Source organism: Halalkalibacter sp. HAAS-P014, assembly GCF_056619965.1.
In genome coordinates this window covers 15,505-30,067 of the sequence record NZ_JBWQTV010000006.1, presented here as the reverse complement: position 1 = coordinate 30,067, position 14,563 = coordinate 15,505, and the positions used below count along the sequence as shown (strand labels likewise).

Here is a 14,563-nt window from a genome sequence, read left to right as displayed (position 1 = left end):
GAATTATAAATATTATCTAAAATTAGATCTTTGAATGTTTAAGGAGGTTGTAATGGAATATCAACCGTTAACATATTTTGAAAAGCTAGAAAATGTATATGTACTAATGGAAACTAAGAAGATGCTCGAGGTAAAGTTAGAACAATTAAAAGCAGAAAATCAATTAACAACGTTAGTTGAAGATGATCTTAAAAAAATTGAGGAGGAGCTACAAGAGTACATGGATAATGCTCCAAACGAACAAGACCAAACTGTTACAAGTTCGTTGTTTAACCCAGCAAGGGTTGAGCAGTTAGATCATAGTAAGGAATAACTTGATTATCCTGTTTATGAAAACTAGTGGCGAGAAAAAAATTTAATAAAATAAACAGGAGTTAAAGAAATGAAAAAATTACTACTAAGCTTATTTTTGCTGATTACGTTTTGCATAGGTTTACCCAACGCCAGCGTTGCTGAAGAAAATGGACAAGTTTCTTTAATTGTGAAGTCCTCAAGTCAATCGTTACATCAGACCGTACTGAAAATCAAATCTCCTACCATCGTTGAAGCTTTCTATCAGGCAGATCAAGTGAAACCAGTATCTGATGTTCCACCGACTAACTTTTATGTGTTGTTTGAAGATCGGGGAAAGGTAAGAATACTTGCGATGGATATCAAAAATGAGCTGTATGATGTTCAAAATAAACAAAAGCTTGAGATAGACCAAAAAATAAAAAATAAGTTAATTCGTTATTTTAAAGGATTGGACAATCAACATTTTGGTAAGCTTTACACGTGGGAAGAAATAGATGAACGTATTCCACGTTATAGTAGTTTCACTATTACTGATGTTGAAACAGGTCTTCGTTTTGAGGCGCAGCGGCGAGCTGGTAGCAGTCATGCTGATGTCCAACCATTAACGACTAAAGATACAAAAATTATGAAAGAAATTTACGATGGGAAATGGAGCTGGAAGAGGCGAGCTATTTTAGTTCACTATGATGGAGAAATATTTGCTGCATCTATGCACGGGATGCCCCATGGAGGAGGAGCTTTAGCAAACAATTTTCCTGGTCACTTTTGCATTCATTACTTAGGTAGCACAACACATCGCTCAAAAAGTGTTGACCTTTCGCATCAAGTTATGGTTCATAAAGCTGGTGGCAAACTTATACCATATGTAAAACAATTACCACCTAATCATATTGTTGAATTATTTCTAATAGCACTAAACCAACAAGACCTTGATTTACTTCAGTTGATTTACGACGATCAGGATGGTGAGAGTAAGAAACTCATTGAGGAAGTAGAATCCATTCGATTAGTAAAGAAAAAAAATTATCCTACCATTAATGCTCCACTTCTTTATGAAGTACCTCTATCCTTTATAATCAAAAAAAAGGGTGAAAGGGAAGTGACATCGCATTATACGTTTCGAGTTAAACGAAATGGGCTAACAAGTGAATGGGAGTTAGAAGGGATTCCGTTGGAACGATAGAAGAGGTTGACTTATTGTGAGTCAACCTCTTCTTCTAGGTTTATTTCTTTTGGAAGTTTGTGAGGTGCACCAGGAACTCTTCGTTGTTCATAATCAACTAAGTCAGAAGAAAGTACAATCACACTCATTTGCCCACCGTAAATTTTGGCCTGCAACAAAATCGGCTGATTCAATTTATTGCGAAAAACAAAATCAGGGCCATACCAGCTTACAGTCGCGTCTCGCCCACTTGGCACATAGGGAACACGTCTGCTATGAGAGTAACGCTCGATAATTTCTAAGCCGGCATGATCGACAGCATTGTATAGCGTAGAAGATACTTGGCAAATTCCTCCACCAATCCCTTCTGATAATTCACCCCTAACGATTACAGGTGCAGGTAAATAACCTCGTTCTTTCGTACGCTTTCCTACTATTTCATTAAAAGAAAACGTTTCACCAGGGAAGACAACTTGGTTGTTGATCGCTTCTGTAGCAAGTGCAATATTATGCGAGCGCTGCTTGTTACGTCGATTAAAATACGTCACATATTGACCTATGCGTTGCAGCCGTATATTTGAGAGAAGTTCACTGTCAACACGAGGGTGAATTGTTTGTCTGGGCACTTCAACAACGACAGGACCATTATTGTAATAGTATTGATAAAAAATCTTCTTAAATTTTTGACGGTTCAGTTGGTAACCAACTTGTTCGCCAACGATTTGACCAAATTTATCGATTCTCGCGTTGACGGGAGGTTGGTAGGTTTGTTGTTCAATGAGGGTTTCAAAATGAAGATATTTTTCAACATCAATGACTTCTTTGCCCAAAGTTTCTTCTATAAACTCAGACCTATTCACTTTGGCGATTGGTTGACCATCGAATGAAATAGTTAAGTCATCTTCTAGTTCAGTTATCGGGAAAAAGAGCATGAAAATAGACAAACAAATATGTACCATGAGCTAGTATACCTCCTAAACTTAGTATGAGTAAGGAAGGTCCATTTCATGTGGTTTAGATAAGTAAAAAAGGCACTATTGAAATTTTTTCAACAGTACCTAAAACATACTTCTTTTAATCGTTTACCATCTAGTTTTAACCCAATTTTCCATCTTACGCTTAAAAACAATCTGAATTGGTTCATGTTCTTGTCCAATTGGTTTTACCAAGGCTGTTCTCATTCCTACACGTTTTCCACACCAGACATCAGTGAATAATTGATCTCCTAAAAATAAACTTGTTTCTCTTTTAGCCCCTATTGAATGCATATGCCTTTGAACTTCAGAAGCTGCAGGCTTTTTGCATCTACCAAATCCAATGATTTCAAAAGGTTCGCAAAAGCGATCAACCCTACCCTGGCTATTATTCGAAGCAATAACCAATGTAACTTCTTTTTTCTTAAGCATACTTATCCAATTTCTTAAATCCTCGCTAGGGGGACGATCATGGCTAGCTAATGTACTATCTAAGTCGGAAAAAATGGTCTTAATATTGTTTTGTTCCAACCATTCTTCTGTTATTTCTGAAAAATGCTGGAGTTCAAAATCGGGTTTGAAATATTGCATTTATTATCCACTGCCTTTATGTTTTATGTATTCTATCTCAATTCATTTTAGCAAAATATTAGAGAGATGTTTACTAGTTGAAGCTGAATACTTTAAGAAATTGTAATGGGAGGGAAACTCCCATCCAATTTAATCATTGCTATTTTGATGCATCTTTTGTACAAGGTTGACATATTCATTTTCTACACCGATATCAAAACGTTCAGAAGATACAATATGACCAAATCCTTTTTGGCTGCTTAATAACATTTTTATCGCGTCCGTTAATTGAAGCTCTTCTCCTGCTCCAAGTGGAGTTTGTTCTAGCATCGCAAAAATGGCGGGTGTTAGAATATACCTTCCAATAACGGCTAAGTTAGAAGGAGGAGAGTGCTGTGGTTTTTCAATAATATCGACAATTTGCCTAATCGAACTAGAGATTTTTTTTTCTTTAACAACACCATAGTTGGATAATGCTTCAGTCGCGACATATTTTAATGCTAAAGTACTAGCTCTATATTGGTTAAACGTTGCGAGTAACTCATTCAGAGGGGGGTTTTTATCATATAAAAAAATGTCATCTGGTAGAAGAACAGCAAAAGGCTCGTCTCCAACAAACTGCTTCCCCTGTAGAATAGCATCGCCTAGACCCATCGCAAAAGGTTGGCGAATATAATATATTTTAACATTAGGCGTTTTGGTCTTTTCTAACAAGTGTATCTTATTCTTCTTTTGTAAGAAAGTTTCTAGTTCTAACGACCGATCGAAATAGTCGATTATCATATTTTTATTACGCGATAAAACAATCAATACTTCTTCAATTCCAGCTTCGGCAGCTTCTTCTACAATATAATGCAAAGCCGGTTTGCCACCGATCGGAAACATCTCTTTCGGTAATACTTTTGTGATAGGTAGGCTTCTTGTCCCATATCCTGCAGCCGGTATGATGGCTTTTTTTATTTTAGGCACTTTGAATCCTCCTTTTACCCTGTTTATATAGTATAAAAAATTTGAAGAAAATAGAAAGTTGTCCTCCCTAAAAAAGGCGAATACCATGGGGGATTGAAGATTGTAATTAAAATAATAGGAACGATCCTGTTCTTTTTAATGAACAAATTCCATGGAATTGCAAATAAGATATTGACATGTTCGTTATACAGAACTAAAATAGTTGTAAGAGTTACATGTCGGTTTATATTACTAGTTCAGAAGTTCTGCTTTACTCAAACACTATTATTTTTTTGTGTTATTGTGCTTTATTAAGAACTTAAAATGATTAAGAAGGTGAATTAGGTGGAGCAAGGGAAGAATAAAGAAATTGAACTGAAAAAGATTTATGACGTCATCAAAAAACGCCTTTGGATTGTAGTATTGATTACGGTCATGACAACATGTGCGGGAGCATTATATAACCACCTAAATAAACCAACGCCGCTTTATGAGTCAACAGCAAGAATTATGATTAATGAGAGCTCAAATTATTTCGATACTTTAAGAGTTGTCATTACTGAGCCACCCGTATTAGAAGCTGTCATTGAAGAGTTGCAGCTAAATGCCAGCGTTGATGCATTAAGAGGCCAGATTAACGTTTCAAGGGTTGATAGTTCACAAATTGTTACCATTACAGTGGTTAATCGGAATCAAGAACAAGCCACACTCATTGCAAATACAGTGGCAAGTGTCTATCAAAAAGAAGTGGTAGAGCTTTTAAACTTTGATGGAGTTGATCTTTTTTCTGAAGCAGTCGTTCAAGAGCATCCATCACCCATTAACCCAGCGAGTAATCGAATCGTACAAATTGGTTTTGCGTTTGGCATTATTATAAGTATTGGTTTTGTTTTTCTACTAGACAGCTTAGATAACAGATTACGTTCTAAACGCCAAATCGAAAAGCTCCTAGAAGTTCCGGTCTTAGGCACTGTTTCAAAAATGAATAAACGATCTCTTAGCAAACAGAATACTAAGAAATCAAATCCGTCTTTACGAGGTGAAACGATTGTTCCTTAATCTGATAAAAAAGAAATACCACACTATTTATAAATACCCCGACTCTCAAATAGCTGAAGAGTTTGAGTTGATGAAGAACAATATTGAGTTTTCGATAACAGAAAACCATTGCCGTTCGATCTTGATCACTTCACCTAGTGATGGAGAAGGAAAATCGGTCACGACAGCCAATTTGGCAATTGCATTAGCTCAAGGAGGCAGGAAGATTCTTGTCATTGATGCAAATGTGAAAAAACCTGCCATTCACCAAATTTTTAAAATCAAAAATAAAATTGGTTTAACAAATATCTTGATTGGGCAAAAACTATTTGAAGAAGCGATTAATAATACAGAAGTTCCACTAGTAAATGTGGTCACGAGTGGTCCGATTCCGTTAAATGCAGAAAAATTATTTCGTTCAACGTTGATGGATAATCTTCTTGAAAAAGCAAAAGAGATGTATGATCTTGTATTAATTGATGCTCCACCTGTTCTGACTGATAATGAAACAAATACAATTGCAGCACGGACAGATGGAACGCTAATGGTTATTCGAAACGGAAAAACGGAAGATAATTTAGCTGTTGAAGCGAAAAAATCGTTAAGTTTCTCTAATGCAAAGATACTTGGTGTTATTTTTAATGCTAAATCTAAAGGGATTCTCTAAAAAGAACAAAGGTGTAGCATTTCTTTTTTTGATTAATTTGTTCTTTATTAAGAACTATAACTAATTATTTGGCGATGTCTCCTTGCCGTTATCGATGGAGGTACTCGGTCATACTGTGGGTTTTGTAAACCTTAGATGCTTGTCATCAATAGTGTGGTGTGAGGGTGGGTTAGATGCCCAATATTCAATTGAAAATTTTATTCATTACCAGATAAATAGTAATGAATAAAGTTTTTAATTGAAAAGGAGAGGGATATCCATGAAAGATATTGATAAATTTCCAAAATCAATCAAAAAAGCAGTCAGATACATTAAACAAGATGCTTCGAAAGAACAGTTGGAAGAAATTAGAAAGTTAATTGATTATGCGATTGAACGAAGAAGCTTACGATTATAGAAAGGGGAAGGAGGAAGACAATGGCTTACCACCAAAGGTTATCTCTATTAGTTTTAATTGATTCACTCTTTATTGTTACGACGATTTTTTTAAGCAATTTATTGGTTTATGACAATCGGATTATTTTGAGTTCAACCCTTGTCATAACAGCTGTTACAATCTTAATCTGCCATCATAGTTTTTCATTTTACTATAAGCTGTATAAAAAGGCTTGGGAATATGCAAGTATCGGTGAATTGCTGATCATCTTGAAGGTTGTAACGTTTTCCGTTTTACTAGCTGCAGGCGTTCAACAATTGCTTACACAAGGTGTGTATGTTCGATTGCTTGCTACAACATGGATGCTGCATTTGCTTTTTATTGGTGGGTCTCGTTTTTTTTGGCGTGTCGTTCGTGATACATATATTTCAAAAAAAACAAATCGAATACGTACATTAATTATTGGAGCTGGAGCTGCCGGGACAATGGTTGCTAGACAACTACAAAATAGCAATGAAGCAGAACTGTGTGCGATAGCATTTATTGATGATGACATAAAAAAGCATAATCTAGATATTTTAGGAATACCTGTTGTCGGTGGGATCGACCAAATCGAACAAACGGTCGAAAACTTTCAAGTTGACAATATTATAATAGCTATTCCGTCACTGTCAAAAAGAGAATTAAATAAGATCTTTCAAGAATGTGCTAAGACGCAAGCGAAAACAAAGATCCTCCCGATGTTGGAAGATTTAGTGACAGGAAAAGTCTCAGTAAAACAATTTCGCGATGTTGAAGTTGAAGACTTACTCGGAAGGGATCCAGTTGAGCTGGATATTGAAAGTATCTCTGAATATGTAACGGGTAAAACCGTCCTCGTGACAGGAGCAGGTGGTTCGATCGGTTCAGAGGTATGCCGCCAAGCAGCTCATTTCAATCCAAAGAAACTCATTTTGTTAGGGCATGGTGAAAATAGCATCTATTCAATTGAAGTGGAATTAAAGGAGATGTTTCAGAATTCAACAATTCAGTTTTCTACAGAAATAGCTGATATTCAAGATTTTGAAAAGATGCTCATGATTATGGAAAAGCACCATCCTGATGTCGTCTATCATGCTGCAGCACATAAGCATGTCCCTTTAATGGAACGAAATCCTGAAGAAGCAGTTAAAAATAATATTATCGGCACAAAAAACGTTGCGATAGCTGCTGATTTACATGAAGTAAAAACCTTTGTGATGATTTCTTCTGATAAAGCTGTTAACCCGACAAGCGTAATGGGCGCATCAAAAAGGCTCGCTGAAATGATCATTCAAGACATGGGCAGAACGAGCAAAACAAAATTTATTGCCGTACGCTTTGGCAACGTCCTTGGAAGTCGGGGAAGCGTCATTCCTCTTTTTAAAAAGCAAATTCAAAAAGGTGGCCCTGTTACCGTTACGCATCCAGATATGGTGCGTTATTTTATGACGATACCAGAAGCGTCGCGCCTCGTGATCCAGGCTGGCAGTTTAGCGCGAGGGGGAGAAACGTTCGTTCTTGACATGGGAGACCCTGTGAAAATTGTTGATTTAGCTAAAAATCTCATAAAACTATCTGGTAATTCAGTAGATGAGATTGGCATTAAATTTAGTGGTATGAGGCCTGGAGAAAAACTGTTTGAAGAACTTCTTAATGACAATGAAGTGAACGACAAGCAAGTGTACCCGAAAATTTATATCGGAAAAACGTCCACAATCTATATAGATGAAATTGAAGAGATTATCCAAACATTTAAGGTTCAAGATAAAAATGCATTAGCGAGTACACTAGTTTCATTAGCTAACCGAAAAGAACAAGTGATTGAGAATAAACCATTACCAATACCGGGTTAAATAGAGGAGTCGATTACATGCAAGTCAAAAAAGCAATCATACCAGCTGCGGGCCTAGGAACTCGCTTTTTACCAGCTACAAAGGCAATGCCAAAAGAAATGCTTCCAATCGTCGATAAGCCAACCATTCAATATATTGTAGAAGAAGCTGTCGAATCAGGTATTGAGGACATCATCATTGTGACAGGAAAAGGGAAAAGAGCAATTGAAGACCATTTTGACCATTCTTTTGAGCTAGAACAAAATCTGTTGAACAAAGGAAAAGTTGAACTTTTTAACGAAGTGCAGAAGTCATCCAAGCTCGTTGATATTCACTACATCCGTCAAAAAGAACCAAAAGGATTAGGCCATGCCATATGGTGCGCTCGGAAATTTATCGGCAATGAACCGTTTGCCGTATTATTAGGCGATGATATCGTCCGAGCAGACAAACCTTGCTTAAAGCAAATGATCGAACAATATGATCGCTATAAGTCATCAATCCTTGGTGTTCAAACCGTTAGAGATCAAGATGTCTCGCGATATGGAATCGTTGATGGCAAAGAAATAGGTGAGCGTTTTTATAACGTCATGAATCTAGTTGAAAAACCAAAGAGAGAAGAGGCGCCTTCAAACCTAGCTATTTTAGGGCGCTATATTCTTAGTCCGCAGATTTTTAATATATTAGAGAAGCTCGAACCGGGAGCCGGTGATGAAATTCAATTAACAGATGCTATTGCGAGGTTAAATCTAGTAGAAGCAGTGTATGCTTATGATTTCGAAGGTGTTCGCTATGATGTAGGTGATAAGATGGGCTTTATTCAAACGACAATTGAATTTGCCCTCCAACACAATGAATTGAAGTATGAATTACTAGATTACTTATCAGAAGTAATGGAAAAAGAATACATTAAGTAGGGTGGAAATGGTGATGACTGTGGCAAAAAAAATTCTATATTGCGCAACCGTTGATTATCATTTCAAAGCCTTTCATTTACCTTATATGAAATGGTTTCAAGAACAAGGCTGGGACGTACATGTAGCAGCATCAGGAACGATGGAATTGCCATTTACAAATCAGAAATTCGATATCCCGATCGAACGTTCGCCATTTCATCTAAACAATCTAAAAGCTTATCACGAATTAAAAAAAATCATTGATGAACATCAGTATGATATCATCCATTGCCATACACCTCTTGGTGGAGTGATTGCTCGTTTGGCTGCACGTAATGTAAGGAAAAAAGGAACAAAGGTACTTTATACGGCTCATGGGTTTCATTTTTGTAAAGGTGCGCCGGTTTTGAATTGGATTGTGTATTATCCGATTGAAAGTTATTTAGCAAAATATACGGATGATTTAATTACAATTAATACTGAGGATTATCAATTAGCCCATCAACATCGCTTTAGGGCAAAATTTATCCAACATGTCCACGGTGTAGGAATTGATACCGAACGCTTTAAACCGGTTGATCAAAAAAGCAGGGTAAAAGCCCGAAAAGATTTCGGTTATACAGCTGATGATTTTCTTATGTTTTACGCTGCTGAATTTAACAAGAACAAAAATCAACAACTACTCATACGTGCATTAGCATTGATAAAAGACGAGCTCCCACAAGCTCGTCTTTTATTAGCTGGAGAAGGGCGAATGTTAGATGAGTGCAAAACTTTAGCTGATTCTCTTCATGTGAGAGACAAGATTGAATTTCTTGGCTTTCGGAAAGATATTGATCGTTTATTGCCTTTATGCGACATCGCAGTGGCATCAAGCCTCCGAGAAGGCTTGCCGGTAAATATTATGGAAGCCATGGCTTGTGGATTGCCTGTTGTCGCAAGTGCAAATCGGGGGCACTGTGAGCTCGTACTTAATAACAAAAACGGATGGGTCATTGATCCAAACGATCCAAAGGAGTTCTCTGAAAAGATACTAAAGGTAAGCAGAGATCAAGAGCTGTTAAAGAATTTAGGTTCTAACGGAAGAACAATCATTAGAAATAAATATTCAACCAAAAATATTATGGATGAAATTAGCAGAATTTATAAAAAGTACATGAGTGAGAAGGAGGGGGTTGAATGGGCATTCCATTGAGGATATTGCATGTTGTTGTCAATATGAATCGCGGCGGAGCGGAAACGCTCTTAATGAATTTATATCGTAATATTGACAGAACAAAAGTCCAATTTGATTTTTTAACATGTAAAGAAGGAGTATTTGATAAGGAAATTATCGAAAAGGGTGGCAAAGTTTATCGGATACCATATATAACAGACAAAGGTCATTTTGGCTATATTCAAGCACTCAATCAATTTTTCAAAGAGCACAGTGATTATAAAATTGTTCATTCCCATTTAGATAAAATGAGTGGTTTTGTATTGCGTGTAGCAAAAAACAACAACATTCCTGTTCGAATAGCCCATAGCCACAATACGAACAGTGAAGGAAGTCTGCCCGCCAGACTTTATAAGTGGTATGCCGGAAAATATATTATGCAAAATGCCACCCATTTATTTGCTTGTTCGCAAGCAGCGGCAGATTGGCTATATACCGACAGCAAGAAAGAGGTGAAAATCCTTCAGAATGGAATTGAATGTGAGAGATTTAAGTTTTCAGAGAAAAAGCGCGAAGAAGTCAGAGGGGAACTAAATATAAAAGATGAATTTGTGATCGGCCATGTTGGCAGGTTTAACCATCAAAAAAATCATACCTTTCTGTTGGATATTTTTGCAGATGTGTTAAAAGATCTTCCAAAAGCAAAGCTTGTGTTAGCAGGGGACGGACCTTTACGGAAAGAGATCGAAACAAAAATAAAGACGTTAAACATTGAAGAGAACGTCATGTTACTCGGTGTACGGAGTGATATTGATCGCCTACTTCAAGGATTTGATTTATTTTTGTTTCCATCATTGCATGAAGGTTTGCCCGTAACTCTAATAGAGGCACAGGGTGCAGGGTTGCCGTGTGTGATCTCTGACCAAATTACGAAAGAAGCCGACATGAGAATAAATTTGGTTCAATACTGCTCTTTGAATGACAAAACACAATGGAGAAGTTCAATACAGCAAGCTGCGACAACTGAATCTAGAGTTATACCACGTCAATCTTTATCAAAGAATGGCTATGATATTAAAGAAACAGCCGTGTGGACACAAGGATTTTACACAGCTATATAGAGGTGACATATGAAACAGCTAACCGTTTTCACACCAACATTTAATAGAGCCTACTGTCTGCACAACTGTTATGAAAGTTTGAAGAGGCAAACGAATAAAAACTTTATATGGTTAATTATCGATGATGGCTCTACTGATCATACAAAAGAATTAGTAGATTTATGGATGAAAGAAAACATAATAGAAATCCAATATGTTTGGCAAGAAAACCAAGGTATGCACGGAGCACATAACACAGCATATGAATTAATACAAACGGAACTAAATGTATGCATTGATTCGGATGATTTCTTGCCAGAAGATGCAGTCGAAAAAATCATAACGTTTTGGTCTAAGTATGGGAGCGATAGGGTAAGTGGGATTGTTGGTCTGGATTGTTACTCAGACGGCCAAGTAATTGGAACAAAATTACCTGAACATCTACAAACAGCAACCCTTTTTGAATTGTATTCTAAATTTGGTGTAACTGGTGATAAAAAGCTCGTCTATCGAACAGAGCTGACAAAGCGTTACCCTTATCCGGTTTTTAATGGGGAAAAATATGTAGGCTTAGCTTACAAGTATTATAAATTAGACGAAGATTATGAACTATTAATTATGAATGAAACACTTTGTATCGTTGAATACTTGGCAGACGGCTCATCATTAAATATGTTTAACCAATACCGCAAAAACCCTTGTGGTTTTGCATTTTACCGTAAGGAATTAATGAAGTTGCCCTTTGCTAGTATCCCATTTAAATTTAGACAGGCAATACATTATGTGTCTAGTTCATGTCTGAGTAAAAATGGAAAGTTTCTAAAAGATACTCCAAACAAAGCATTGACGATAATGGCAGTACCATTAGGACTAATCCTATATATGTATGTGTTATCAAAAACAAAAGTTGTGAATGTGTAATATCTTGCCAGCCTTTTTGAGAGGAAAATGATCATGACCATTCTTTGGCTGAATCTTACCTTCGTTTCTACTTTAGCGTTTTTTGCCAGATATGTATCAAAACCAGTAATAAAGGTAACAGAATCACCTGTAATAGTAAAACCTAGCAGGTTTTTTGCATTTTTAGCTTATATGACATTGGTGTTCGTTTCCGGTTTGCGAAGGAATATCGGCGATACTTATGTCTACCGTGAGATCTATGATGAAAATGTCTTTACATGGGAATTTATCCGTGAAGAGAAAGATATGGGGTTTGGTGTTCTGCAAATGTTTTTGCAGAATTTTTCTGATGATGCACAAATTATGATCTTTACAACTGCACTCATTACGAATGCATTCATTGTTCTTGTCCTCTATAAATATGCACGCTTGTTTGAATTAAGTCTCTATGTGTATGTAGCTAGTGGCTTATTTTTAGTTTCAATGAACGGGATTAGACAATTTCTTGCAGCCGCAATTATCTTTGCAGCAACAAAATATATATTAGATGGCAGTTGGAAGAGATTCACGCTCGTTGTTGTGTTGGCATCAACATTTCACCAGAGTGCTTTGATTTTAATTCCGATGTATTTCTTAGTGAGAAGAAAGGCTTGGACGAAAACAACTTTTTCTATTATTGGATTAGCGGTTGTAATCGTACTCGGATACAACCAATTTTCAGAAATGTTATTTTCAGCGATTGCCGACAGCCAGTATGGAAATTACGTGAACTTCTCTGAGGGCGGTGCAAACGTTTTGAGGATCGCTGTTAATGCGGCTCCTCTTATTTTAGCGTATCTAGGACGGGATAAATTAAGAGAGCTATTTCCTAATAGTGATTATATCGTCAACTTATGTTTGCTAAATCTTGTTTTCATCATCATTGCTTCTCAGAACTGGATTTTTGCTAGATTTAATATTTACTTTGGGTTATATCAATTAATCTTAATTGGTTGGGTTGTGAACCTTTTTAAAGAAAGAGACCGGAAGTTGATTTATTATGCGATTGTTATTTGTTATTTGTTTTATTTTTACCAAGAACACGTAAGATCGTTAAATATCATTTATAGAAGTGACTTTCTGCCATTTTCATAAAACATGTGAGGGTTAAAAATGAGTATAACAGAAAATATTGATGAAAAGAGATTGAAAGAAATCTTGGTAGCTATATATCAAAAAGGGACAGAATCAGAAAACATTGGTGTAACTGAGCTCATTGAAGATATTAAACAAGAATTAGTGACAGCAACAAAAGCGACAAAGTAATGTCCGTTACTTGTTTTGGGAGGTGAACAACATTAAACGCATTTTCGATTTAGTTGTTTCGTCAACTCTCTTGTTAATGCTTTTCCCGGTTGTTGTTATGATCACTTTATTGATTAGGGTAAAGCTTGGTACACCAGTGTTCTTTACGCAACAGCGTCCAGGGTTGCATGGAAAACCGTTCTATCTGTATAAATTTAGAACCATGAATGATGAAAAAGATGAGCGAGGTAACTTATTACCAGATGAAGTCAGATTAACTGGTATTGGAAAATTCATTCGAAAATATAGTTTAGATGAGTTTCCTCAATTAATTAATGTGATAAGAGGTGACATTAGCTTAGTTGGACCAAGGCCTTTATTAATGGAATACCTTCCCCTCTACACTAAAAAGCAAGCTATGCGCCACCTTGTTCGGCCAGGTATTACCGGTTGGGCACAAGTAAATGGTCGCAATGCTATTTCTTGGGAAGAAAAATTCGAATTAGATGTTTGGTATGTACGAAACCAAACATTTCTACTCGATTTAAAAATACTCTTTTTAACAGTTTATAAAGTGTTTAAATCAGAAGGAATTAACCAGCCTGGTAATGCTACGGTGGAACGTTTTCAAGGGACAAATTCCAAAGTGGGTGAGAATCAGTGATAAAGGTTGTTATTATCGGCCAAGGTGGCCATAGCAAGGTCATTCATGAGCTTGTCTTGGCTAATGAAAATGCTGAAGTAATCGGTTATTTAGATGACAAATACAATCATTTTTCAAGAAAAAATGATCTATTTCTTGGTCCAGTTGCAGCAGTTAATGAGTTCCTTCACCATTTTGACGAAATCAAATTTGTTATGGGGATCGGAAATAATTACACTCGAAAGAAAATCGTCCAACAATTAAACTTGCCAAAGGAATTATTTATATCATTAACTCATCCTTCTGCCGTGATCAGTCCGAATACAAAGGTTGGAATTGGAACGGTCATCATGCCTAATGCCGTTATTAACGCAGATACTCATATTGGGGAACATACGATTATTAATACAAATTCGGTTGTTGAGCATGACTGTACCGTTGGGAGCTTTGCTCATATTTCACCTAATGCAACGATTACCGGTTCCGTTGAGATTAACGAGGGTGCTCATATAGGAGCAGGGGCAACAGTCATTCCAGCCAAAAAAATTGGTGAGTGGTCCATTATTGGAGCCGGAGCAACAGTCATTAATCACATTCCGGCCGGTTGTACGGCAGTGGGGATTCCAGCCAAAATCAAACTGAAAGAAGGTGATAGGGTTGTCCGATCAATTGTTCAAAAGTAGAATTCATCTCTCTCCACCC

Annotated in this window: 17 protein-coding genes; 14 read left to right on the top strand and 3 right to left on the bottom strand. The window is 36.7% G+C overall.

Annotated elements, in window-relative coordinates; all coding sequences use genetic code 11:
• The first annotated feature begins 52 nt into the window (after positions 1–52).
• A complete protein-coding gene (locus AC1FXZ_RS04930; RefSeq protein WP_480051584.1) occupies positions 53–313 on the top strand; it encodes a hypothetical protein in 261 nt (86 codons plus the stop codon).
• A gap of 69 nt (positions 314–382) precedes the next feature.
• Positions 383–1,477: a hypothetical protein gene (locus tag AC1FXZ_RS04925; RefSeq protein ID WP_480051582.1), complete on the top strand. Its 1,095-nt coding sequence runs from the start codon at positions 383–385 to the stop codon at positions 1,475–1,477.
• 11 nt (positions 1,478–1,488) lie between these two features.
• On the opposite strand, the gene AC1FXZ_RS04920 is transcribed toward AC1FXZ_RS04925, so the two are convergent.
• The 3 genes from AC1FXZ_RS04920 to AC1FXZ_RS04910 form a co-directional block, all read right to left on the bottom strand.
• The gene (locus AC1FXZ_RS04920; protein ID WP_480051580.1) at positions 1,489–2,415 is read right to left on the bottom strand and encodes a VanW family protein; all 927 of its coding nucleotides are present in this window, start codon (positions 2,413–2,415) and stop codon (positions 1,489–1,491) included.
• Positions 2,416–2,538: 123 nt separating this feature from the next.
• Positions 2,539–3,021: a YqeG family HAD IIIA-type phosphatase gene (locus AC1FXZ_RS04915; protein WP_480051578.1), complete on the bottom strand. Its 483-nt coding sequence runs from the start codon at positions 3,019–3,021 to the stop codon at positions 2,539–2,541.
• Between the two features lie 129 nt (positions 3,022–3,150).
• Positions 3,151–3,969, bottom strand: coding sequence for a UTP--glucose-1-phosphate uridylyltransferase (locus AC1FXZ_RS04910; protein WP_480051576.1), 819 nt, complete (start codon positions 3,967–3,969; stop codon positions 3,151–3,153).
• 324 nt (positions 3,970–4,293) lie between these two features.
• Between AC1FXZ_RS04910 and AC1FXZ_RS04905 the strand changes: the two genes are divergently transcribed.
• From AC1FXZ_RS04905 to AC1FXZ_RS04850, 12 genes are all read left to right on the top strand, one after another.
• On the top strand, positions 4,294–5,007 hold the full coding sequence (locus AC1FXZ_RS04905; protein WP_480051574.1) for a YveK family protein: 714 nt from the start codon (positions 4,294–4,296) through the stop codon (positions 5,005–5,007).
• Complete coding sequence (locus tag AC1FXZ_RS04900) at positions 4,988–5,653, top strand: CpsD/CapB family tyrosine-protein kinase (RefSeq protein WP_480051572.1); 666 nt, start codon at positions 4,988–4,990, stop codon at positions 5,651–5,653. The genes AC1FXZ_RS04905 and AC1FXZ_RS04900 overlap by 20 nt, the downstream gene beginning before the upstream one ends.
• A 259-nt stretch (positions 5,654–5,912) precedes the next feature.
• Positions 5,913–6,050: a hypothetical protein gene (locus AC1FXZ_RS04895; RefSeq protein WP_480051570.1), complete on the top strand. Its 138-nt coding sequence runs from the start codon at positions 5,913–5,915 to the stop codon at positions 6,048–6,050.
• A gap of 20 nt (positions 6,051–6,070) precedes the next feature.
• Positions 6,071–7,903, top strand: coding sequence for a polysaccharide biosynthesis protein (locus AC1FXZ_RS04890; RefSeq protein WP_480051568.1), 1,833 nt, complete (start codon positions 6,071–6,073; stop codon positions 7,901–7,903).
• A 17-nt stretch (positions 7,904–7,920) separates the two neighbouring features.
• On the top strand, positions 7,921–8,799 hold the full coding sequence (galU, locus tag AC1FXZ_RS04885) for a UTP--glucose-1-phosphate uridylyltransferase GalU (RefSeq protein ID WP_480051566.1): 879 nt from the start codon (positions 7,921–7,923) through the stop codon (positions 8,797–8,799).
• Between the two features lie 13 nt (positions 8,800–8,812).
• Positions 8,813–9,973, top strand: a complete 1,161-nt coding sequence (locus tag AC1FXZ_RS04880) for a glycosyltransferase family 4 protein (RefSeq protein WP_480051564.1) — start codon at positions 8,813–8,815, stop codon at positions 9,971–9,973.
• The gene (locus AC1FXZ_RS04875; RefSeq protein WP_480051562.1) at positions 9,958–11,055 is read left to right on the top strand and encodes a glycosyltransferase family 1 protein; all 1,098 of its coding nucleotides are present in this window, start codon (positions 9,958–9,960) and stop codon (positions 11,053–11,055) included. Before AC1FXZ_RS04880 ends, AC1FXZ_RS04875 begins: the two co-directional genes overlap by 16 nt.
• Positions 11,056–11,064: 9 nt before the next feature.
• The gene (locus AC1FXZ_RS04870) at positions 11,065–11,955 is read left to right on the top strand and encodes a glycosyltransferase family 2 protein (protein WP_480051561.1); all 891 of its coding nucleotides are present in this window, start codon (positions 11,065–11,067) and stop codon (positions 11,953–11,955) included.
• A 33-nt stretch (positions 11,956–11,988) separates the two neighbouring features.
• On the top strand, positions 11,989–13,068 hold the full coding sequence (locus AC1FXZ_RS04865; protein ID WP_480051560.1) for an EpsG family protein: 1,080 nt from the start codon (positions 11,989–11,991) through the stop codon (positions 13,066–13,068).
• 18 nt (positions 13,069–13,086) lie between these two features.
• Complete coding sequence (locus tag AC1FXZ_RS04860; RefSeq protein WP_480051559.1) at positions 13,087–13,239, top strand: YwzD family small protein; 153 nt, start codon at positions 13,087–13,089, stop codon at positions 13,237–13,239.
• Positions 13,240–13,270: 31 nt separating this feature from the next.
• Positions 13,271–13,882 (top strand): sugar transferase, encoded by a 612-nt coding sequence (locus tag AC1FXZ_RS04855; protein ID WP_480051953.1) that lies wholly within the window; start codon positions 13,271–13,273, stop codon positions 13,880–13,882.
• Entirely contained in the window at positions 13,882–14,544 is a 663-nt protein-coding gene (locus AC1FXZ_RS04850) for an acetyltransferase (protein ID WP_480051952.1), read from the top strand. The genes AC1FXZ_RS04855 and AC1FXZ_RS04850 overlap by 1 nt, the downstream gene beginning before the upstream one ends.
• The last annotated feature ends 19 nt before the right edge of the window (positions 14,545–14,563 follow it).

Coding starts and splice junctions, on each gene's coding strand:
- AC1FXZ_RS04930 (WP_480051584.1), top strand. CDS start 53: ATGGAATATCAACCGTTAACATATTTTGAAAAGCTAGAAAATGTATAT.
- AC1FXZ_RS04925 (WP_480051582.1), top strand. CDS start 383: ATGAAAAAATTACTACTAAGCTTATTTTTGCTGATTACGTTTTGCATA.
- AC1FXZ_RS04920 (WP_480051580.1), bottom strand. CDS start 2,415: ATGGTACATATTTGTTTGTCTATTTTCATGCTCTTTTTCCCGATAACT.
- AC1FXZ_RS04915 (WP_480051578.1), bottom strand. CDS start 3,021: ATGCAATATTTCAAACCCGATTTTGAACTCCAGCATTTTTCAGAAATA.
- AC1FXZ_RS04895 (WP_480051570.1), top strand. CDS start 5,913: ATGAAAGATATTGATAAATTTCCAAAATCAATCAAAAAAGCAGTCAGA.
- AC1FXZ_RS04890 (WP_480051568.1), top strand. CDS start 6,071: ATGGCTTACCACCAAAGGTTATCTCTATTAGTTTTAATTGATTCACTC.
- galU (WP_480051566.1), top strand. CDS start 7,921: ATGCAAGTCAAAAAAGCAATCATACCAGCTGCGGGCCTAGGAACTCGC.
- AC1FXZ_RS04880 (WP_480051564.1), top strand. CDS start 8,813: ATGACTGTGGCAAAAAAAATTCTATATTGCGCAACCGTTGATTATCAT.
- AC1FXZ_RS04875 (WP_480051562.1), top strand. CDS start 9,958: ATGGGCATTCCATTGAGGATATTGCATGTTGTTGTCAATATGAATCGC.
- AC1FXZ_RS04870 (WP_480051561.1), top strand. CDS start 11,065: ATGAAACAGCTAACCGTTTTCACACCAACATTTAATAGAGCCTACTGT.
- AC1FXZ_RS04865 (WP_480051560.1), top strand. CDS start 11,989: ATGACCATTCTTTGGCTGAATCTTACCTTCGTTTCTACTTTAGCGTTT.
- AC1FXZ_RS04860 (WP_480051559.1), top strand. CDS start 13,087: ATGAGTATAACAGAAAATATTGATGAAAAGAGATTGAAAGAAATCTTG.